Below are 21,450 nucleotides of genomic sequence, written 5' to 3'. Positions count from 1 at the left end.
GGGCTTCCTGTAACTGCTGTAGTAGCAATTGTAGGCTTTGCGGTTAAATTCGTTTCAGTTTCACCAGGCACAAAACCATCATAACTTACTGTTAAAACTGGATTCTGAGATCCGTAAACTTTACTATTATCATTTGTTGTAATAGTTAAAGCCGCAGGAGTAATAGTTAATGATCCTTTATTAACATATATAATTTTATAATTTGATGAAGCCGCTCCAGTAGCTGTAATTTCATATTTTCCTGCTGGGCTTCCTGTAACTGCTGTAGTAGCAATTGTAGGCTTTGCGGTTAAATTCGCTTCAGTTTCACCAGGCACAAAACCATCATAACTTACTGTTAAAACTGGATTCTGAGATCCGTAAACTTTACTATTATCATTTGTTGTAATAGTTAAAGCTACAGGAGTAATAGTTAATGATCCATTTATCGGCTCATATTTAAACTTATAATTCAATGCCTCTGCTCCAGTAGCAGTGATTGGATAAGTTGTTCCTGCTACACTTCCTTTAACTGCCGTAGTTGTAATTGTAGGTAGTTTAATTAAAATCGCTACAGTCTCTCCATTTACAAATCCATCATAACTTACTGTTAAAACTGGATTGTCTGATCCATAAGCTTTTTCCTTGTTCTCTGCTTTGATAGTTAATTCTGCTTTATCTACAGTACTTGTCGCTATTGGTATATTTACCGTAGTTGTACCATTACTCGTTAAAGCAATATTTCCAGAAGAATAACTTCCTGCTGCAGTTGTCGCTTTTAATCGAACATAAATCTTTGATTGCGCAATATTACCAGTCGCTCCAAGAGTAAGTGTATTAGCAAAAGTAATTCCATCTGTACTTACTTCAAACTCTGAAGATGGCGTAACTACAATTCCTTCAAGCATTGCGATACCTGTTATATCAAAGTTTTTTGATACTGATGGTGTGCCATAAATTGTCGTTAATGCTGGTAAGCTATTTGTACTTACTACTATTGTTGGTCCAACATTTACGATACCACTATTAGAAGTAAAATAAACATTATTTTTATTCACTGCGTTTGAAAGTGAGCTTCCCCATGATCCACCAGATCCTGCATTGCCACCAAGTTTTATACTTTTAGCTGTATGCACGAAACCAGCTGTAAGATCAGCAACTACTCCAGTCGCTATAGAAAAAGTATCATTTATTGTAGTTTTAGCACCAAATGTTTTAACTCCAGTTCCTGATAATACCAAATTATTATAAGTTATGGATCCTGATCCTAAATTTTGAGCTCCTCCATTAAATTCTACTGTACCGGTTCCTGGTACAAAATTACTTCCGTTACCTACAACATCTCCTGAAATTTTTAAAATACTTGAACCTCCGTTTAATGTTCCTTGGGTTCTAATCCATTTAGTAAATGTATGAGTCAAATTTTTTCCAAGATTAAGTGCTCCACCTATACCGTCAATTGTTAATTCTTCTGCCTTAACATTAGCTGTAAAAGTAGCTGTTCCAGCAGTTTTGCTCATAACAACTCCCTTTGTAGATACAAAACCACCAATATTTTGATTGCTTGTACCTGTCAAATAAACATATCCATCAGTTATTAATGACCCTTCGCTGTTCATAAAATTACCCGCGAAATACATATTACTGTTGTTACCAACTACTAATGAAGCTTCTGAATCTATGATAAGCGACACTCCTTTATCAAATTTCTTCTCTAAATTATCACCTATAGTGACTACTTTTGGAGCAATAGTAGAAATCTGAACCCCACCTTTCGAAACAAAGGGAGTAACCCACTCCGGTCCAACTGTCTGATTCGATACACTATTGTACCTTAAAGCTGCATTATCACCATAAACTGGCGCAGCAGAAGCTGTTGCAGAACCAGTCATAGTTAGCGTACCATTTACAATTACTCCAGAACCAATTGTTCTTACACCACTACCAGAAAGCGTTAGATTATGATAACTATATGCACCAACAGATCGTGTTGTTGTACCATTATAAGTTACAGTTCCTTTTTGATCTGATACAGTACCAGTATTTAAAGAACCTCCAGTCATCATTCCTCCAATTAGTAAATTTCCATCTCCGGAAAAAGTCACATCATTTTGAAGCGCAGTTCCATTCATTTTAACATCACCTTTTACAGTTACAGTTGAGCCGATATTTAAACTACACTTGCTGGTAGCTACGCTACTATTCATAATTATTGATGCAGTAGTCAATCCACCTAACCCCTTAACTGTCAAAACAACAATACTACCTGGAGTTGAATTTTGCAACGTAAGAGTACCGCAAGTAATTCCTGGGATAGATATTATCGGCTGATATAGCACATTGGGCCCGTTTGATATTAATATATCATTGTCAAATGTCGGCATTCCTTCAGGCGCCCAATTTGCATCATCATCCCATGCAGTGCTCTGGGCTCCTGTCCATGTTTTTAGATCTTGGCCATATCCTATATTAAATAAAAGAATGGCTAATACTATAAGTAAATTTTTGTTCATTTTTATTTTATTTCTGTTCGTTTTTTTTTAAGTTTTTATTCATTTTTGCTAATTTTCTATTTCATCTTTTTAATTTTTTAAATTCATTTATTTATCACTCTTTTTTTAATTTTAAAGACCAATACAACTCTTTAAAAACAATCGCACATAACTCACTAAACATTAATTTTAAAATTCTCAAAAAACACTTTAAGCAAGTAGGAATTGTACAAAAAAACAACCCCAAAAACATAATGTCCTGATTGTAAAATTATTGCAATTATAAGTTGGCGAGTTAGCCAACCATGAGGGTTAGCGCTATTATATTATTCAAATATTGCAGTAATTAAGATCTGTTTTTACTTTCAAAAGTTTTTAAACTGACAAATAAAGATATTTATAAGAAATATAGTGTTATTTTAAAAATATAAACAAGTATAATCTTTAAAAACCAAAAAATGCTCAAATATTGTACTTCAATAACAATCTAATCAAATAGATAGCACAAAGTAGATCCTGGAATTGAATAAAAGAGGTAAAAATGATAAGCTTTGAGTTCCAATGATTACCAATTAAGACTCATAAAGAGAACATGTGATAATTCATATATTCAAAAAAAAAAAAAAAAAAAGGTAAAATACATAATGTATTTTACCTTTTTTAGGGAATGCCTCGGTACAAAATTCGAGCCTTTTACTTAGAGATTTCCAGAGTTTAGGAAAGAAAATTTACCCCTGATAAAACTGAATACATAATTTACCTCAATCGGTAAATCATTTCAATTATTTACCCAAGCTCATTTGTTTTTTGCCCCAGATCCTCATTTGATTGATAAAAGGGATTAATTCTATTCCATTTTCAGTAAGAGTATATTCAACACGAGGTGGAACTTCAGCATAAACCTTTCTTGAAATTAGTTCATCGGCTTCTAATTCTTTGAGTGTTTGAGTGAGCATTTTGGGGGTTATACCTTCAACTATTCTTTTTAATTCACCATATCTCATCAAACCATCTTTTAAATACCATAAAATTCTTCCTTTGTATTTCCCGCCTATTCTTTGAAAAGCATAATCAACTGGACAATATGCTTTTTTTAAACTTTTTTCCATTAATTAATTTTTTAAACTACTGGTAATCAACAATAGTATATTATTAGTATCTTAATCACTAAAATGTATGTACTTGCAATAAAGATATTAAATTACTTTATTTACTATAGTCTTTAAAGGAAAATGAATATAAAACAATTAGCAATATTTATGTTATTCACCATAATTGCTTGCAAATCGATATTATTGAACGCAAAAAAAACAATATGAGTAATTTAGCCCAACAAGATTCAGTAAACATAAAAGTATTAGAAATCCGTAATTATTTATTAAAACCAAATTTAGTCGATAAGTTCAGTGATTATTTTCATTCCAAATTTGTTGACCAAATGAATGAAATGGGTGGCTACACTTTGGGAGAATTCAAAATTAATAGCGTAAATGATAGATTTGTTTGGTTTCGTGGTTTTACAGACATGAAAACTAGATTAAAATTTTTGAATGATTTTTATATTGATAGTGCAACTTGGAAAGAATATGGTAAAGGTGCAAACCAGATGATGATAAATTCTGACAATGTTTGTTTATTACGACCATTAAAGAAAGAAATTAATAGTGGATTGCTAAAAACCGATAAAACAATTACCGTTGTAGATTTTTATATTTGTAACAGCACACTTGAAAAGGTTATTGACCTATTTGACACTACATATATTCCTTTTCTTAAAAATTTAGAAATAGAAGATATAACACTTTGGGTAAGCGAAATGACTGAAAATGATTTTCCAAGACTACCCGTTTTTCAAGATAAAAACCTTTTAGTGAGTATTACACATTACAAAGATGAAAATGACTTTTATACCAAGCAAAATGAAATTGATAATATGCCAAGTGATTTAAAAAAATCGATGCAAGAGTTAGTAACCACTCAGAATAAATTAATGCTTTTAAATCTGAATCTTAAAAATCTAAGTTAAAAACTATAAAGGATTCAAACCGGTAAACTTAATAAACATAAAGAGGTTATCAATCAGTTTAAACTATCGATGATTTTGTCGAACATAAAAAAAGCCTGTAAAATATTGATTTTACAGGCTTTTTAATTTTCTTGTGACCACGGTAGGGTTCGAACCTACAACCCTCAGAGTCGAAATCTGATATTCTATCCAGTTGAACTACGCGGTCAAAATATTTAAAATTCAATTTTTTAAATTCCAAATTCCAATTTTAAGCTTGGAATTTGGAATTTATTTTTTGGATTTTTTATACTAATAATTTCTTCACAATAGTCGAAATGGTTTTTCCTTCAGCAGTTCCACCCAATTGAGCAGATGCTAATCCCATTACTTTACCCATTGAAGCAATTCCAGAAGCTCCAGTTTCTGCAATGATTTTTGCAATAACTGCCTCTACTTCTTCTTCGCTTAATTGTGCAGGCAAGAATTTCTCGATTACAGCAATCTGAGCTAATTCTGGCTCAGCTAAATCTGGACGATTTTGCTCTGTAAAAATTCTAGCGCTCTCTTTACGAGTTTTAACTAGTCTCTGAAGTAATTTAATTTCATCATCTTCCGTTAATTCTTCTTTAGATCCTGTAGCTGTAGCAGCCAATAACATTTCTGATTTAATTGCTCTTAAAGCTTCTAATGCAACAGTATCTTTTGCTCTCATGGCGGTTTTAATTTCGTCCATGATTAATGTTTGTAAACTCATCTCAGTTTTATTTTTTTATAAGCCAGGCTTATAGATTTATATATTTATTTAAAATTTGCTCTCTCCTTATTTATCCTGAACAAAGCCGAAGGACTCGAACTGATAATAAAATTCACTTTAAAAGTCTATGAAAGAAGTCAAATTTCTAATTCTGTGCGAAGATAAAAAAAATAACCCGAAAATTAAATTCAATTTTCGGGTTACCTCATTTTGATTTTATCGTATTAATCTACGTTGTCGTGCAAAAATGAATTGTTAGAACGCAACTGTAAATCATTATTACTATCTGTTCCTACAGAGATTCTAGAATTTGTGTTGTTCTGTGAACTGTTAGAAAGATCAATACCTAATCTTTTATAGGCTGGCTCTTTCTCTAGTTCTTCAACTCTAGAAACGTTATTATGGAACTTATAATTAAACTCTTTTAATTTCTTTCTTCTTTCGTCAGCTCTCAAACGTAATGTTTCTTCGATAGTTAATTCCATCGGAGATACCTCTGCAGAAAAATTAGTTTCAGGAGCAACCGCTCTTTGGTGAACTGTAATATTAAGCTCTTCTGGAATAACTTCTTCAATTACCTTTTCAACAGGTTTAGATGAAGTAAAATCATTTTCAAGCTCCATATACTCTTCCAAAGAATATTTGATAATACCTTTATCTGAAAGTTCTGTAACTGGAACAAACTGAACTGGCTGATTTACTTTAATATCACGTGTTTCATTTGATAATTCAAATAAAACTCTTGTATCTTCTACTACTGGCGGAGCTTTAACTTCTGGCTCGGTTCTAAAAAGAGGCAAGTCAAAAGAAAAAGTAGTTTGCTCTTCTTTTTCTACGATTCTATGTTGAACAGCTCTTACAGGGGCAACTTCAGGAGCTGAAATAGTAAAATCAATATCTGTAATTGGAGAAACGATTTCAAAAGTCACATCTAAATTTTTAATAAATTCAGACATTACAACTAATTCATCTTCGTTAATCACTGGAGTTTGAACAATCGGTGCAACTGCTGTAGGTGCAGGAGTATCATCAATCAATTCAAAAACTATTTTTTCTTCTGGTTTTGGTGTTGAAGGGGTTTCAGCATTCAAATCAAAAGAAGTAACTGTTTTATTCGTTAAATTATGAACACTTCTTTGCTCATCTTCTAGCGTATGGATAATTTTTTTAGGCTCTGTATTTACAATTTCATTTTGTTGTTCAACATCAAAACCAGTCGCAATAATTGTAACCGCAATAGCATCACCAAGAGTTTCGTCTTCACCAACCCCCATAATGATATTAGCGTTAAAACCTGCTTCTACCTGGATATGATCATTGATCTCTCCAATTTCATCAAGTGTAATCTCGTTAGAACCTGAAACGATAAGCAACAATACGTTTTTAGCTCCCGTAATTTTATTGTCATTTAACAATGGAGAATCTAATGCCGAAATAATAGCATCTTTTGCTCTGTTTTCTCCAGATGCAGTAGATGATCCCATTATAGCAGTTCCACTATTAGACAATACTGTTTTAGCGTCACGTAAATCGATATTCTGAGTATAGTGATGCGTAATAACTTCAGCAATACCTCTAGAGGCTGTTGCCAAAACTTCATCAGCTTTAGAAAATCCTGCTTTAAAACCAAGATTTCCGTAAACTTCTCTTAACTTATTATTATTAATTACAATTAATGAATCGACTTGTTTACGTAACTTTTCGATACCCAAAAGCGCTTGCTCCTGACGTACTTTACCTTCAAAAAGAAACGGAATAGTAACGATTCCAACTGTAAGAATCTCTCTTTCCTTTGATAATTGTGCAATTACTGGCGCAGCACCTGTACCGGTACCTCCACCCATTCCTGCAGTAATAAATACCATCTTGGTATTTCGATCCAACATCTTCTCGATGTCTGCAATACTTTCGATAGCCGACTGCTGTCCTACATCTGGATTGGCACCTGCTCCTAAACCTTCTGTCAAGTTAACCCCTAACTGAATTTTATTAGGCACGGAACTATTTTGTAGCGCTTGTGAATCTGTATTACAAACGATAAAATCTACTCCTTTAATTCCTTGTTTAAACATATGGTTTATGGCATTACTACCTCCACCTCCTACACCGATAACTTTTATTACATTTGATTGATTCTTTGGTAAATCAAATGAAATGCTTCCAAATTCTGAGTTGCCCATCATATTTTTGGTTTTTTGATATTAAATATTAATTCTTGTATTATTTCAAATCGCTTATTCAGCGTTGTCTAAAAAATCTTTGATTTTATCGACATAGCGGTCAAAAAAGGATCTTCTTATTTTTGTTTCAGTCGATTCTTCCTTAACTACTTTCTTCACTTCTTCAACAGTTTCTACATAAGATTCATCAACCTCATAGTGTTGCTGTTGTACCGGAGCTCTATGTACTGGTGCCTTTGGTTGTTCTATAACGTCCAATCTTACGGCACTTTGAGTTCTATTTTCAATGCTGTTCATTACTAAACCAACAGCTGTAGCGTATAACGGACTTGAGATTTCTTCGTTAGAATTTCCTGCCAAATGCTCATTTGGATAACCAATTCTGGTATCCATTCCTGTAATGTACTCTACTAATTGCTTAATGTGTTTTAGTTGAGCTCCACCACCTGTAAGAACAATTCCTGCAATTAATTTTTTACGAGGATCTTCATGTCCATAAGCTTTTACTTCTGTAAAAACCTGATCTACGATTTCGACTACACGAGCGTGAATTATTTTTGATAAATTCTTCAAAGAAATTTCTTTTGGCTCTCTTCCTCTTAATCCCGGAATCGAAACAATTTCATTGTCTTTGTTTTCACCTGGCCATGCAGATCCAAATTTAATTTTCAATAATTCGGCTTGTTTCTCAATAATCGAACAACCTTCTTTTATATCATCTGTAATTACATTTCCTCCAAAAGGAATTACAGCCGTATGACGAATGATTCCGTCTTTAAAAATCGCTAAATCTGTTGTACCGCCACCGATATCGATAAGTGCTACTCCTGCTTCTTTTTCTTCCTGACTCAATACTGCATCTGCAGAAGCCAATGGCTCTAATGTTAAGCCCGATAATTCAATTCCTGAACTCTGGATACATCTTCCAACGTTTCTTATAGATGAAGCTTGTCCAACTACAACGTGAAAGCTAGATTCTAATCTTCCTCCGTACATTCCAATCGGTTCTTTAATCTCCGATTGTCCATCAATTTTAAATTCCTGTGGTAAAACGTGAATTATTTCTTCACCTGGTAACATCGCAAGTTTATTAACCTGGTCTATTAAAAGCTGGATGTCATTCTCGCCAATAACCTCTTCAGGATTGGTTCTGCTAATGTAGTCTGTATGCTGAATACTGCGAATATGCTGTCCTGCTATACCTACAACTACATCTTTAATCTTGTAACCCGAATTATTCTCCGCTTCATGTATCGCTTGCTGAATAGATTGTATTGTTTGAGTAATATTGTTTACAACACCTCTCGCAACACCTAAGCTTTTTGATTTCCCTATTCCCAGGATCTCAAGCTTACCATATTCATTCTTCTTACCTATCATGGCAACAATTTTGGTTGTACCAATATCTAGACCTACTGCAATATTATCTTTTCCCATTATCTATTATTTTGTGCAAACTACTTGTTCCGTAAACCTAAGATCTATCCTTTTGTATTTGTATAACGAGCTATCCAAAACTGCCTTTTGAAAAAAGGCTTTATAATTATTAAATTTTCGCTCAACATTTATTGTTCTGCCAAAATCTATCTCGTAATTAAAATTTCTGTTAAGCATTTTTAAGCTACCATTAGGCATAATTTGAATCGCAATGATATTTTTTTTCAAAAATGCATCGTCAAAAATCATGCGGAATAATGTAGCTAATTCTTCGTTATTTTTCTCATTTAAGCTCCCCGAAACAAGAGGAACTCTAGCTGTAAAATTATCCGACAAAGGCATTTTACTACCCTCGTAATCAATATAAAACGACTCATTCCCGTTCATAATGCGGGCTATCGGCGTCTTCTGTTTTACTACTGCTTTTAGAATACCATCAATACTCACAAATACATCTGATTTTTCAATCATCTCTTGCGTATTAAGGGCTTTCTCTATCTTATTCAAATCTAACCCTTCTTTTTTAATGCTAGAAGCATCTTTTTCATTTTCTATTAACAATTTATTAACCGCTTCCGGCTTAACAAAAATAGCGTTTTCTCCTACAAAAACAACGGTCGATTTCTTTAATTTTCGCTCTCCATTTCTATGAGAAGTAAACGAAAATAAAACAATAACGACTCCGAACATGAGTACCAAACGAAGATTTATCCAATTAATTAGTTTCATTTAAAATGTTTTTAATTGACGGTACTAATTCTCCTAAATCACCCGCTCCAATAGTCACAATTATGGTTGCATCGCTAGCCTTAATTGATGCTAATAAATCATTTTTAGCAACTATTTTCCTGTTAGAATTACTCATTTTATCCATTAACCATTGCGATGTAATTCCTTCCATCGGCAATTCTCTTGCTGGATAAATATCTAATAAAATCACTTCATCAAATGCTGATAAACTTTTAGCAAAACCATCGACAAAATCTCTTGTTCTGCTAAATAAATGTGGCTGAAATATAGCCAGTACTTTTTGTCCCGGATACAATTCTCTAACCGCTTGATTAACTGCATTTATCTCTGTCGGATGATGTGCGTAATCATCTATATAAACCAGATTATTTGTTTTTATCTGATAAGAAAAACGTCTTCTTATTCCTTTAAATGAAGCCAAAGCTTTTGCAATTGCATTGGTTGATGTTCCGTATGTTTTTGCCATTGCAATAGCCATTAACGCATTCATTAAATTATGCTTTCCTGGCAAACCAAAATGTAAATCTTTAATTGTTTCTGATGGTGTTTGTACATCAAAAATATAGCTCCCTTTAGCAATTCTTACATTAAACGCTTTAAACGGAGCATCTTCATTTATAGCACATTGAACTCCCTCCAGAGGCAATTCTTTGGTTATAAAAAGATTGTTTTTATCTTCAACTTTTGAAGCAAATTCTACAAAAGACTCTTCAATAGCTTCACTTGTTCCGTAAATATCCAAATGATCCGCATCCATAGATGTGATACAAGCAATATTTGGGTGTAAATGCAAGAACGAACGATCAAATTCATCAGCTTCGACAACAGTAACCGTTTTTCCGTTTCCTATTAAGTTCGAATTATAATTCTCAACAATTCCACCTACAAAAGCAGTAACATCAGCTCCACTTTCGTAAAGAATATGTCCTAAAATACTAGATGTTGTTGTTTTACCATGTGTTCCTGCTACAGCAAAACTAAAAGTACCCTGAGTAATGATTCCTAAAACTTCAGCTCTTTTCTTAACCTGATAATTTCTTTCTAAAAAGTAATTCCACTCCGAATGTTTAGTTGGAACTGCTGGCGTTATAATTACTAGTGTATTTTCTACAAAATAATCACTTGGAATTAAACTGATATTATCTTCAAAATGAATATTAATCCCACTTTCGATAAGTTCACTTGTAAGCATTGAAGGTGTCTTGTCGTAACCTGAAACTTGTTTTCCAATGTTCTTGAAATAACGAGCCAGAGCACTCATTCCGATGCCTCCAATTCCTATAAAATAGACGTTCTGTATTTGGTTTAAATTCATTTCTTATTATTTGTAAATTATTCTAAAATCATATTAATCAATTCTGAAAAAACATAAATAGCCAAAATTATAACTATTAATGAGCCTAAATTTTTTATTGATTTATTGAAATATTTTTTATTTTTTTTATAATCTAAATAATATGCTACACCAATCAATACAATAAATAAAAAAGATATGATTAAAATGTAACTCATAAATTATTCTTACTTAATCAACTTTATAATTTCTGCAACGATCGCTTTTGTTGCACCTGGCATTGCCAATCTTTTTATATTCTCTCTAAGCTGTTTTTGCTTCTCTTCATCCTTCAACAACGCTTCAAAAACAATGCTAAACTCGCTATTTAACTCAGATTCTTTTAACAAAATCGCACCCTTCTGATCTACAATAGCTTGTGCGTTTTTTGTTTGATGATCTTCGGCAACATTCGGTGACGGAATAAAAATAACTGGCTTTCCAACTATACATAATTCCGAAACTGATGATGCTCCTGCTCTTGAAATAATTACATCGGCAGCTGCATAAACAAAATCCATTCGCTCTATAAAATCAACCACTTTTACATTTGGCTGATTGTATTTTTTATAATCTTCAAAATATAATTTCCCACATTGCCAGATTACCTGAACATTTTGCGAAAGCATATTTGGCAATTCTTTTTCTATTAATTGATTCACTCTTCGAGCACCAAGACTTCCGCCAAGAACCAACAATGTTTTTTTATTTGCATCTAAATTGTAAAATGCAATTGCTTCGTCTCTTTTGCTATCAATATCAATTAAATCCTGACGAACAGGATTACCAGTTAAAACAATTTTATCTGCAGGAAAAAAACGCTCTAAGTTTTTATAAGCTACACAAATTGCATTCGCTTTTTTGCTAAGCAACTTATTTGTAATTCCCGGAAATGAGTTTTGTTCTTGGATAACTGTTGGAATTCCTGCCGAACCTGCCATTTTTAATAATGGCCCGCTCGCAAAACCTCCTGTACCGATAACTACATTTGGTTTAAATGCTTTTATTATTTTTCTTGATTGCAATAAACTACTCATTAACTTAAAAGGAAACATGGCATTCTGTAAAGTTAATTTTCGTTGTAACCCAGCAATCCAAAGACCTTTTATTTCATATCCTGCTTGTGGTACTTTCTGCATTTCCATTTTGTCTTTTGCACCAACAAAAAGAAATTCAGCATCAGGATATTGTAATTTTAATTCATTCGCAATTGCGATTGCAGGATAAATATGTCCTCCTGTTCCACCACCGCTTAATATGAATTTATATTTTGTCATATTTTTAAATGTTACTACATTTTAAAAATTATTATATTCTCTTTTTACTCTAACTACCTCATAACAGCTTCCATTGGATTCTTTGCATTGTCTTCTATAGAATATGCTGCTGCTACTTCTTGATCACTCCCTACTTCATTCTCTTCTTCTAATTGTTTATCGATTAATTTCTTAAGCGCTTCTTCTCTTTTTTCCTTTTCTTTCAGCTCTTCTTCAATTTCTTCGTCTTTTTTAGTAACGCTAATAATGATTCCAAGTGCAAAACATGTCATCCAAATCGAACTACCTCCACTACTAATAAGTGGCAACGTTTGTCCTGTTACCGGCAATAATTCGACCGCAACAGCCATATTAATCATCGCCTGAAATATCATAGGAAATCCGAGCCCGACGACGACTAATTTCCCGAATAATGTATTGGCTTTATGCGATGCGATTACAAATCGGAACATCAGTAATAAATACAAACACAAGATTGTTAATCCCCCTATTAAACCATATTCTTCTACAATAATTGCATAAATAAAATCGGAAGATGATTGTGGTAAAAAGTTCTTCTGAACACTTTTCCCTGGTCCTAAACCTCCTAATTTTCCAGATGCAATTGCAATTTTTGCTTTCTCTATCTGATAATCATCTTCATCTGGTTTATCAGTCGTAAAATTCTCGATTCGGCTTCCCCATGTTCCTACCCTGCTAAAAAAGCGGGATTCAGGAAACGCTTTAGCTAAAAGAAGAAAGAACAAAAACATTACAACTCCCGAACCTATAATTAATCCTATATATTTTAAAGGATACTTACCAATAAACGTAAGCATTAATACCATCGAAAAGATAAGCGCTGTTGTCGAGAAATTTGCTGGCAAAATAAGCATCAGCGTAACAAAAACCGGCATCCAAAGCTGTATCAACGAGGTCTGAAAAGGTTCATCTTCATCTCTTGTTTTCGATAAATAACGTGCCACAAAAATAAACAACACCATCGATGCTAATGTAGAGGTCTGAAACGTAATCCCGATAAACGGAACCTGAATCCATCGACTCGCATTTGCACCAGCAATAACAGTTCCTTTTAAAAGTGTATAGGCTAACAAAAGCCAAACTACTGGCAAGGCAACTTTAGAAATTGCTCTAAAATAATGGTACGGTACTTTGTGTACCCAGTAAATAATTAAAAAACCAATACAAATATGAGCCAAATGTTTTACCAAATAACCCAATGTATTTCCTGTTCCATGACCTAAATAGGCCAAATTACTACTCGCACTAAAAACAGGCATAAACGAAAACAAAGCCAATAAAGCCACGAATGACCATATTACTCTATCTCCTTTTAATTTGTTTACTAGTTCTTTCATCTTCAATATTGTTTAAAGTTATTTTTGTTTAATGTTCAAAGTTGCTCAACCTTAAACATTAAACCTTAAACTTTTTTATAGGTTGTGAACCGCCTGCTTAAATTGCTTCCCTCTGTCTTCGTAGTTTTCGAATAAATCGAAACTTGCACAAGCTGGAGACAATAATACTGCATCACCTTTTTCGGTTAAGCGTTGTGCTGTTTTTACAGCATCGTTCATATTATTAACTTCAACCATAATATCAACTACATTTCCAAAAGCATCGATAATTTTTCGGTTATCAACTCCAAGACAAATAATAGCTTTTACTTTCTCACGAACCAATGACATTAATTCGTTATAATCATTTCCTTTATCAACACCACCAACAATCCAAACTGTTGGAGCATTCATACTATCCAAAGCAAAGAATGTAGCGTTTACATTTGTTGCTTTTGAATCATTAATATATTGTACATTCTGAATTTTCAGAACTTTTTCTAAGCGGTGTTCAACGCCTTGAAAATTAGATAAACTCTCACGAATTGTTGCGTTTCTGATTTGCATCAACTTAGCTACTGAACTTGCTGCCATTGCGTTTTTCAAATTATGTTTTCCTTCTAAAGCAATGTACTCAGTATCCATTGTAAACTCTTCTTGGTTAATCTTGATTTCCATTTTGTTGTTTTTTATAAATGCTCCTTCATTGAATTCTTCTGTCAATGAAAAAGGAATTAGTTTTGCTTTTGTCGTGTTATTTTTAAGCCATTCGGCTGATGCTTCATCATCGCCATCATAAATAAGATAATCACTTTCTGTCTGATTCATCGTTACCCGAAACTTCGAGTTAATATAATTTTCATACTTATAATCATATCTGTCTAAATGATCTGGACTAATATTGGTTATAATCGCAATATCTGGCCTGTAATCTATAATCCCGTCCAATTGAAAACTGCTTAGCTCAAGCACGTAAAAATCAAATTTGTTTTCGGCTACCTGCCATGCAAAACTCTTTCCGATATTACCTCCCAATCCTACGTTTAATCCTGCCGACTTTAGCAAATGATAGGTTAACATTGTTGTTGTTGTCTTACCATTACTTCCGGTAATTCCAACTGTTAAGGCTTCAGTAAAAGGTTTTGCAAACTCAATTTCGGAGATTACTTTAATTCCTTTTTCTATAAGCTTCTTAACTATAGGTGATTTTTCAGGAATACCAGGACTTTTCATGACGACATCGGCATTCAAAATCAATTCTTCGGTATGCTTTCCTTCTTCCCAGGCAATTCCGTTAATGATAAGAACTTCTTTATAACTCTCGTTTATCTTTCCGTAATCGGAAACAAAAACATCATATCCTTTCTTTTTTCCAAGAATAGCAGTACCAACACCGCTTTCTCCACCACCTAAAACAACTAACCTCATATTATCTTAGTTTTAATGTTACGATAGACAATATGGCTAACATGATTGCAACAATCCAAAAACGGGTTACAATTTTACTTTCATGATACCCTTTTTTCTGGTAATGATGATGCAATGGCGACATCAGGAAAATCCTTCGTCCTTCGCCAAAACGCTTTTTTGTATATTTAAAATAAGCCACCTGGATAATTACCGAGGCACTTTCGGCCAAGAAAATACCACAGAACAAAACAATCAGCATTTCTTTACGAACCGCAATTGCCAAAACAGCTATAATACCTCCTATTGTTAAACTTCCTGTATCTCCCATAAAAACAGATGCGGGATATGAATTATACCATAGAAATCCAATTAATGCACCTACGAAGGCGGATATAAAAACGGTCATTTCTCCCGAATTGGGGATATACATAATATTGAGGTAATTCGAGAAAATAATATTCCCGGAAAGAAACGTAAATATCCCGAGCGCAAGGACGGACACTGCCGAGGTTCCCGCTGCAAGACCATCTATTCCATCGGTTAAATTAGCTCCATTAGAAACTGCTGTGATAATAAAAATTACAACTGGGATAAAAATTAACCAAGCCCATTTTTCATATCCTTCGCCTGTCCAAGCCAATAATTCGGCGTAATCAAATTCATTATTTTTAAAGAAAGGAATAGTTGTAACGGTCGATTTCTCTTCGATTAATGCAGGAACTATAACACTAGTTGTTGATTGTACTCTATAAATATCACTATTACCAGTATCGGTTCTTACGGTAACATTTGGGCTAAAATAAAGTACAGACCCTACAATTAAACCTAAACCTACCTGACCAATAACCTTAAAAATTCCTTTAAGTCCTTGTTTATCTTTTTTGAAAATCTTGATATAATCATCCACAAAACCAATTACTCCCATCCAAAGCGTGGTTACAATTAGTAATACGATATAAATATTATGCAGTTTAGCAAACAACAAAACAGGCACAAGGGTAGCAAATATGATGATTAAACCTCCCATTGTTGGCGTACCAGCTTTTTCATTTTGACCAGCAAGTCCAAGCTCACGAACAGTTTCTCCTACTTGTTGATTCCTAAGGAAATTGATAATTCTCTTTCCGTAGATTGTTGATAAAAGCAACGAAAGCAAGAAAGCTAAAGCCGATCTAAATGTGATGTACTGAAAAACTCCTGTTCCTGGCACATCTAATGTTTTGTCTAAATATTCAAATAAATAGTATAGCATATATCTGGTTTTATTTGTTTAGTTGTGCTAAAATTTCCTTAACTATCTTCATGTCATCAAAATCATGACGTACTCCATTTACTTCTTGGTACGTTTCGTGTCCTTTACCTGCTATTAAAATAATATCGTTAGGCTGAGCTAGTTGACAAGCTGTTTTTATGGCTTGTTTTCGATCTGTAATTGCCAATGTTTTTTTATAATTTTGAGGTTCAACACCTTTTTCCATTTCACTAATTATAGTTTCTGGATCTTCATTTCTAGGGTTGTCCGATGTAAATATTGCCTTATCACTTAGTTCTGAACCAATTTGTGCCATAATCGGACGCTTGGTTTTATCTCTATTTCCTCCACAACCTACAACCGTAATTAATTGCTCATTTTTAGTACGAATATCATTTATGGTTTTCAATACGTTTTCTAACGCATCTGGTGTGTGTGCATAATCTACAATCGCTGTGATATTAGAATCTGATACAATAAACTGAAAACGACCAGAAACACTTTCTAAATCCGATAATAATCGTAAAGCCTCAAGGCTATCAATCCCTAATTCAATAGCCGTTCCGTAAATAGCTAATAAATTATAAGCATTAAATGTTCCTATTAATTTTACCCAAACCTCATTATCATTAATTTTTAATAACAATCCTGATAATTGGTTTTCTAAAATTTGCGCTTTATAATCCGCATACGATTTTAAAGCATAGGTGCGTTTTTTAGCAACTGTATTTTGCAACATTACAGGCCCATTTTTATCATCAATATTTGATAATGCAAATGCTGTTTTTGGTAATGAATCAAAAAACGACTTTTTTACATCTCTATATTCTGCAAAAGTTGGATGATAATCTAAATGATCATGTGATAAATTTGTAAAAATCCCACCTACAAAATGCAATGCTTCAGTACGTTTTTGATGAATCCCGTGTGAACTCACTTCCATAAAACAATACGTTACTCCAGCTTCAATCATTTCATTTAAATAATGATTGATTGTAATAGAATCTGGTGTTGTATGAGTTGCTTTATACTCCGTCTCATCAACCAATATTTTTACTGTAGATAACAAACCTACTTTAAATCCAGCTTTTTTAAATAATTGATATAACAATGAAGCAATCGTAGTTTTTCCGTTTGTTCCTGTAATACCAACTAATTTTATTTTTTCTGATGGGTTATCAAAATAATTAGCTGCCATAAAAGCCAAAGCCGAATTGGTATCTTTAACCTTGATATAAGTAACTTTTTTTGCTAAAACCTCTGGTAATGTATCGCAAATAATAGCCGTTGCACCAAGTTCAATTGCTTTTTGGATATAATCATGTCCATCAGAAAGTGATCCTCTAATGGCAACAAAAACATCATTCGCTTCTATTTTTCTAGAATCGAAATCTATTTTATGAATAGCAATATCTGTTGAACCCGTTACCGATTCAATAGCTACTTTGTATAATATGTCTTTTAATATATTCACGATAATTCTAATACTATAATTGTGTTTTTGGCGATATTCTGCCCTGCCTGAAGTGATTGATTTTTCACTTTTCCTATTCCGTTAACTTTTACCTTAAGTCCCAAATTTTCAAGCAAAGCAATTGCATCCATTCCTGCCATTCCTTTTACATCTGGAATAGACTGTTTTTTTTGTACCTGGGTATAATATGCGTTATAATTGCTCTCTTGTTTTGGTATCTTACCGTCTATTTTTTTAATCGTATTTGCAGATGGTGCATCTGTAAATATCTTTTGTGCAATTCTTTTAAAAACAGGCCCTGCAACATCGGCTCCGTAATAATTATTCTTAGATGTATTTGGTTTATGAACGACTACAATACAAGAATATTTAGGATGATCTGCTGGAAAATACCCTACAAACGAAGAAGCGTAATAAAAATTTCCTTTGTCACCTTTTCCGTAATTCACCTTAACCGTTCCTGTTTTTCCTGCCATCGAAAAATCTTTCGAATACAACTTAGACCCAGTTCCTTTTTTAACCACGTTTGCCAAAACAGCTTTTAGCTTCTTAACTGTTTCTTGCGAACACACTTTAGGATTTAAAACTTCGACATCAAATTTCTTAATCGTTCTATTCCATTCTTTTATCTCCGAAACAAACTGTGGCTTAACCATTACTCCATTATTTGCAACCGAATTATAATAAGTCAACGTTTGCAATGGCGTTACCGAAACTCCATATCCAAAAGCCATCCATGGCAATGAAACTCCCGACCAATGCTTGTCTCCTGGTTGTGGAATATATGGTCTTCCTTCTCCTTCAAAAGGCAATCCCAATCTTTTATTTAATCCGTATCCGTTAATATGATTTACAAATTTGGATGGGTTACTCTTATAATTATCATAAACTGCCTGAGCCATTACTGTATTTGACGAAAGTTCAAACCCTCTAGCTAATGAAACTTTACCATACCCCCCTCTATGCGAATCATTAACAGAACGACCATAATACTTTATTGTTCCGCCATTAGTGTCATAAACAGTACTGGTATCCGCTACTTTATCTTCTAAAATTGCCATTAAATCAACTAGTTTAAAAGTTGATCCCGGCTCATGAGATTCGGCTATAGCATAATTTGTTGTTTCATAATAAGAACCATCATCTGCTCTTCCTAAATTAGAAATTGCTTTAACATGTCCGGTTTCTGTTTCCATTACTACCACACAACCATGATCTGCTTGGTAATCTTCTACTTGTTTTAACAATGCATGATGCGCGATATCCTGAATAAAAACATCTATTGTCGATATTACATCATAACCATCTTGAGGGTCTACCTCGTTTACATCACGAATAGGTTTCCACTGCCCTTTTGCAATTTTTTGTTTTAGAATTTTACCATCCTTTCCATTCAGGTATTTTCTAAAAGCCCATTCGATTCCTTTACCCATCGATTCTCCGTTCACACCACCTTTGTCATAACCAATAGTACGTTCGGCAATTTTCCCGATAGGATGCTCTCTTACCGTTTCTTGCTCAACGATAATCCCACCTTTATAAGCTCCCAAATTAAATAATGGGAACCCTTTTATTTTCATATAATCTGTATAACTCAATTTTCGAGCTATCAAAAAATATCTGTTTTTATTGGCTCTTGCCTTTCTTAATTCATTTTGATAATAACCACTTGGTCTTCCTAAAACAAAAGACAAAGAATCCGAAAGCAATTTTACATTTTTCTCGAATACTTCAGTTTTTGGTGTAACAGCATCAAATCTAATTTCGTAATTAGGAATAGAGGTTGCCAAAAGACTTCCATCGGCAGAATAAATATTCCCTTTATTTGCAGGAATAACGAAGTTTTTTACAGTACGTTGCTTGGCTAATTTCCTGTAATAATCCCCCTCAACCCACTGAATGTTGGTCAACTTTACGACAATACCAATTGCCATCAAAAAGATGAAAACTGCTACCAGATAAATTCTGTAGGATATATTTTTATCGTCTACTGCCATATGCGTTTAAAAAAGCTTTTTTCTTTTTCTTTCTTCACTTCAATCTTAATTGGCGGAACTGTTGATGGATAAATTTCTTTAGCAAGCATTTTTTCCGATACTGTCGATTCCATCTTTAATTTCATCAATTCCGAACGTCTGTCTACAAACTCCGATCGCAATTCCTTTACTTCATTATTCAATTTTGCAATTTCAAAAACCTTTTGTTCGTATCGTTGTGTATTTGCAATCATTATTATTGCTAGCAGAATGATAAAAACGATAAAACGCCAATTTTTAATAGCGTCATCATTTATAAGAAATCTTGCTTTTAATATGTCAAATACTCCGTGTTTCATTATACCTTATTATAGTACTATATTTTTTCAGCTATTCTTAGCTTTGCACTTCTAGCCCTATTGTTAATTTTAATCTCTGCATCATCTGGAACTATTAGCTTTCCGATAGTCTTAAATGGAACTGTGAAGTTTCCATAAAAATCACGTTCTGGCTCTCCCTCAAACATTCCGTTTTTAATAAAACGCTTTACCAATCTGTCTTCTAATGAGTGATAAGAAATAACACTTAATCTTCCGCCTGGGTTTAAAATCTCCAACGATTGCTCGATGAACTCTTTCAATACATCCATTTCCTGATTTACCTCAATACGAATAGCCTGATAAATCTGAGCTAATATTTTATTTTTAACTCTTTCTGGTAAATATTTCGCCAAAACTTCTTTTAATTCGTCTGTAGTTTTGATTGGTCTGTGCTCTCTCGCCTCTACAATTGTTCTTGACAAAACTGGTGCATTTTTCAATTCCCCATAATCCAGAAAAACTCGGCGTAAATCCTGCTCGTCGTATTCATTTACCACACGATATGCGTTCAAATCATTCTTCTGACTCATTCTCATATCCAGATCAGCATCAAAACGAGTAGAAAAGCCTCTTTCAGCAACATCAAACTGGTGTGATGAAACACCTAAGTCTGCCAAAATTCCATCTACTCCTCTTACACCATGAAAACGCAAGAACCTTTTTATAAACCTAAAATTCTCATTTATCAAAGTAAACCTTTCGTCAGGCAAAGCATTTGCCAAAGCATCTTCGTCTTGATCAAAAGCAAACAATCTTCCGTTTGGCCCTAGCCTGTTTAAAATCTCTTTTGAATGTCCCCCACCACCAAACGTCACATCTACATAAATGCCGTCGGGCTTAATATTTAAGCCATCTACTGTCGGATGAAGCAAAACCGGATTATGATATTCCATTGTCGTCGTCATTTATATTTCCCATTACTTCTTCGGCTAAATCTGCAAAATCCATATCTTCGCCGCTAATTGATTTTTCGTATAACTCTTTATCCCATATTTCAACAATATTTACCGCAGATGAAAACACCACGTCTTTTGAAATACCAGAAAATGTCATTAAATCTTTCGGAACCAATAAACGTCCTAATGCATCAATCTCAACAATCTTAACTCCAGCGGTAAACCTTCTGATAAAATCATTGTTTTTCTTTACAAAACGATTCAGTTTATTAATTTTCTGCATCATCAAATCCCATTCTTCCATTGGATACAACTCCAGACAGGTCTGAAAAACGGAACGCTTCAAAACAAATCCGTTTTGAAGAGAGGTCGCCAACTGCTTTTTTAAAGGAGCTGGCATTAGCAGCCTCCCTTTTGCATCGACTTTACACTCATATGTCCCGACAATTGTGTTCAAAAAAATGTATGGTTATGTTACACAGCAAAAATATAAAAAATATTACCACAATTTACCA

Annotated in this window: 17 protein-coding genes and 1 tRNA gene; 1 reads left to right on the top strand and 17 read right to left on the bottom strand. The window is 33.6% G+C overall.

Annotated features, from left to right (window positions below; genetic code table 11):
* Positions 1–2,492, bottom strand: a 2,492-nt coding sequence (locus OA93_RS16340) for an MBG domain-containing protein (RefSeq protein ID WP_039114501.1), incomplete at its 3' end; no start/stop codon positions are given.
* A gap of 761 nt (positions 2,493–3,253) precedes the next feature.
* On the bottom strand, positions 3,254–3,580 hold the full coding sequence (locus tag OA93_RS16335; RefSeq protein ID WP_039114499.1) for a helix-turn-helix domain-containing protein: 327 nt from the start codon (positions 3,578–3,580) through the stop codon (positions 3,254–3,256).
* Between the two features lie 206 nt (positions 3,581–3,786).
* Between OA93_RS16335 and OA93_RS24190 the strand changes: the two genes are divergently transcribed.
* Entirely contained in the window at positions 3,787–4,497 is a 711-nt protein-coding gene (locus OA93_RS24190) for a hypothetical protein (RefSeq protein WP_052259479.1), read from the top strand.
* 134 nt (positions 4,498–4,631) lie between these two features.
* Here OA93_RS24190 and OA93_RS16325 read toward each other — a convergent pair.
* The 15 genes from OA93_RS16325 to OA93_RS16250 all read right to left on the bottom strand — a co-directional run bounded on the left by OA93_RS16325 (position 4,632) and on the right by OA93_RS16250 (position 21,392).
* Positions 4,632–4,705: transfer RNA gene (locus tag OA93_RS16325), tRNA-Arg, on the bottom strand.
* Between the two features lie 78 nt (positions 4,706–4,783).
* Positions 4,784–5,233 carry a GatB/YqeY domain-containing protein gene (locus tag OA93_RS16320; RefSeq protein ID WP_039114496.1) on the bottom strand — a complete coding sequence of 150 codons (450 nt, stop codon included), beginning with the start codon at positions 5,231–5,233 and terminating at the stop codon, positions 4,784–4,786.
* A gap of 224 nt (positions 5,234–5,457) precedes the next feature.
* On the bottom strand, positions 5,458–7,416 hold the full coding sequence (gene ftsZ / locus OA93_RS16315; protein WP_039114493.1) for a cell division protein FtsZ: 1,959 nt from the start codon (positions 7,414–7,416) through the stop codon (positions 5,458–5,460).
* Positions 7,417–7,467: 51 nt separating this feature from the next.
* Complete coding sequence (gene ftsA / locus OA93_RS16310; RefSeq protein ID WP_039114491.1) at positions 7,468–8,850, bottom strand: cell division protein FtsA; 1,383 nt, start codon at positions 8,848–8,850, stop codon at positions 7,468–7,470.
* A 6-nt stretch (positions 8,851–8,856) separates the two neighbouring features.
* The gene (locus tag OA93_RS16305) at positions 8,857–9,579 is read right to left on the bottom strand and encodes a cell division protein FtsQ/DivIB (RefSeq protein WP_039114490.1); all 723 of its coding nucleotides are present in this window, start codon (positions 9,577–9,579) and stop codon (positions 8,857–8,859) included.
* A complete protein-coding gene (gene murC / locus OA93_RS16300; RefSeq protein WP_039114489.1) occupies positions 9,566–10,915 on the bottom strand; it encodes a UDP-N-acetylmuramate--L-alanine ligase in 1,350 nt (449 codons plus the stop codon). Before murC ends, OA93_RS16305 begins: the two co-directional genes overlap by 14 nt.
* Positions 10,916–11,121: 206 nt before the next feature.
* Positions 11,122–12,210, bottom strand: a complete 1,089-nt coding sequence (murG, locus tag OA93_RS16290; protein WP_039114487.1) for an undecaprenyldiphospho-muramoylpentapeptide beta-N-acetylglucosaminyltransferase — start codon at positions 12,208–12,210, stop codon at positions 11,122–11,124.
* Positions 12,211–12,263: 53 nt separating this feature from the next.
* Entirely contained in the window at positions 12,264–13,568 is a 1,305-nt protein-coding gene (locus OA93_RS16285; protein WP_039114486.1) for an FtsW/RodA/SpoVE family cell cycle protein, read from the bottom strand.
* A gap of 75 nt (positions 13,569–13,643) precedes the next feature.
* Complete coding sequence (gene murD, locus OA93_RS16280; RefSeq protein ID WP_039114485.1) at positions 13,644–14,975, bottom strand: UDP-N-acetylmuramoyl-L-alanine--D-glutamate ligase; 1,332 nt, start codon at positions 14,973–14,975, stop codon at positions 13,644–13,646.
* 1 nt (position 14,976) lies between these two features.
* Complete coding sequence (gene mraY / locus OA93_RS16275; RefSeq protein ID WP_039114483.1) at positions 14,977–16,209, bottom strand: phospho-N-acetylmuramoyl-pentapeptide-transferase; 1,233 nt, start codon at positions 16,207–16,209, stop codon at positions 14,977–14,979.
* A gap of 10 nt (positions 16,210–16,219) precedes the next feature.
* Positions 16,220–17,683, bottom strand: coding sequence for a UDP-N-acetylmuramoyl-L-alanyl-D-glutamate--2,6-diaminopimelate ligase (locus tag OA93_RS16270; RefSeq protein WP_039114482.1), 1,464 nt, complete (start codon positions 17,681–17,683; stop codon positions 16,220–16,222).
* The gene (locus tag OA93_RS16265; RefSeq protein WP_039114481.1) at positions 17,680–19,680 is read right to left on the bottom strand and encodes a penicillin-binding protein; all 2,001 of its coding nucleotides are present in this window, start codon (positions 19,678–19,680) and stop codon (positions 17,680–17,682) included. Before OA93_RS16265 ends, OA93_RS16270 begins: the two co-directional genes overlap by 4 nt.
* Positions 19,671–20,018 (bottom strand): FtsL-like putative cell division protein, encoded by a 348-nt coding sequence (locus OA93_RS16260; RefSeq protein WP_039114480.1) that lies wholly within the window; start codon positions 20,016–20,018, stop codon positions 19,671–19,673. The genes OA93_RS16265 and OA93_RS16260 overlap by 10 nt, the downstream gene beginning before the upstream one ends.
* A gap of 17 nt (positions 20,019–20,035) precedes the next feature.
* Entirely contained in the window at positions 20,036–20,944 is a 909-nt protein-coding gene (gene rsmH / locus OA93_RS16255) for a 16S rRNA (cytosine(1402)-N(4))-methyltransferase RsmH (protein ID WP_205625786.1), read from the bottom strand.
* The gene (locus OA93_RS16250) at positions 20,919–21,392 is read right to left on the bottom strand and encodes a division/cell wall cluster transcriptional repressor MraZ (RefSeq protein ID WP_035627611.1); all 474 of its coding nucleotides are present in this window, start codon (positions 21,390–21,392) and stop codon (positions 20,919–20,921) included. The genes rsmH and OA93_RS16250 overlap by 26 nt, the downstream gene beginning before the upstream one ends.
* Positions 21,393–21,450: the final 58 nt, after the last annotated feature.

The sequence above is a fragment of the Flavobacterium sp. KMS genome, assembly GCF_000813005.1.
GTDB lineage: Bacteria > Bacteroidota > Bacteroidia > Flavobacteriales > Flavobacteriaceae > Flavobacterium.
Note: the sequence above shows the minus strand (reverse complement) of the source record. Positions and strands in the feature narration are given on the sequence as shown.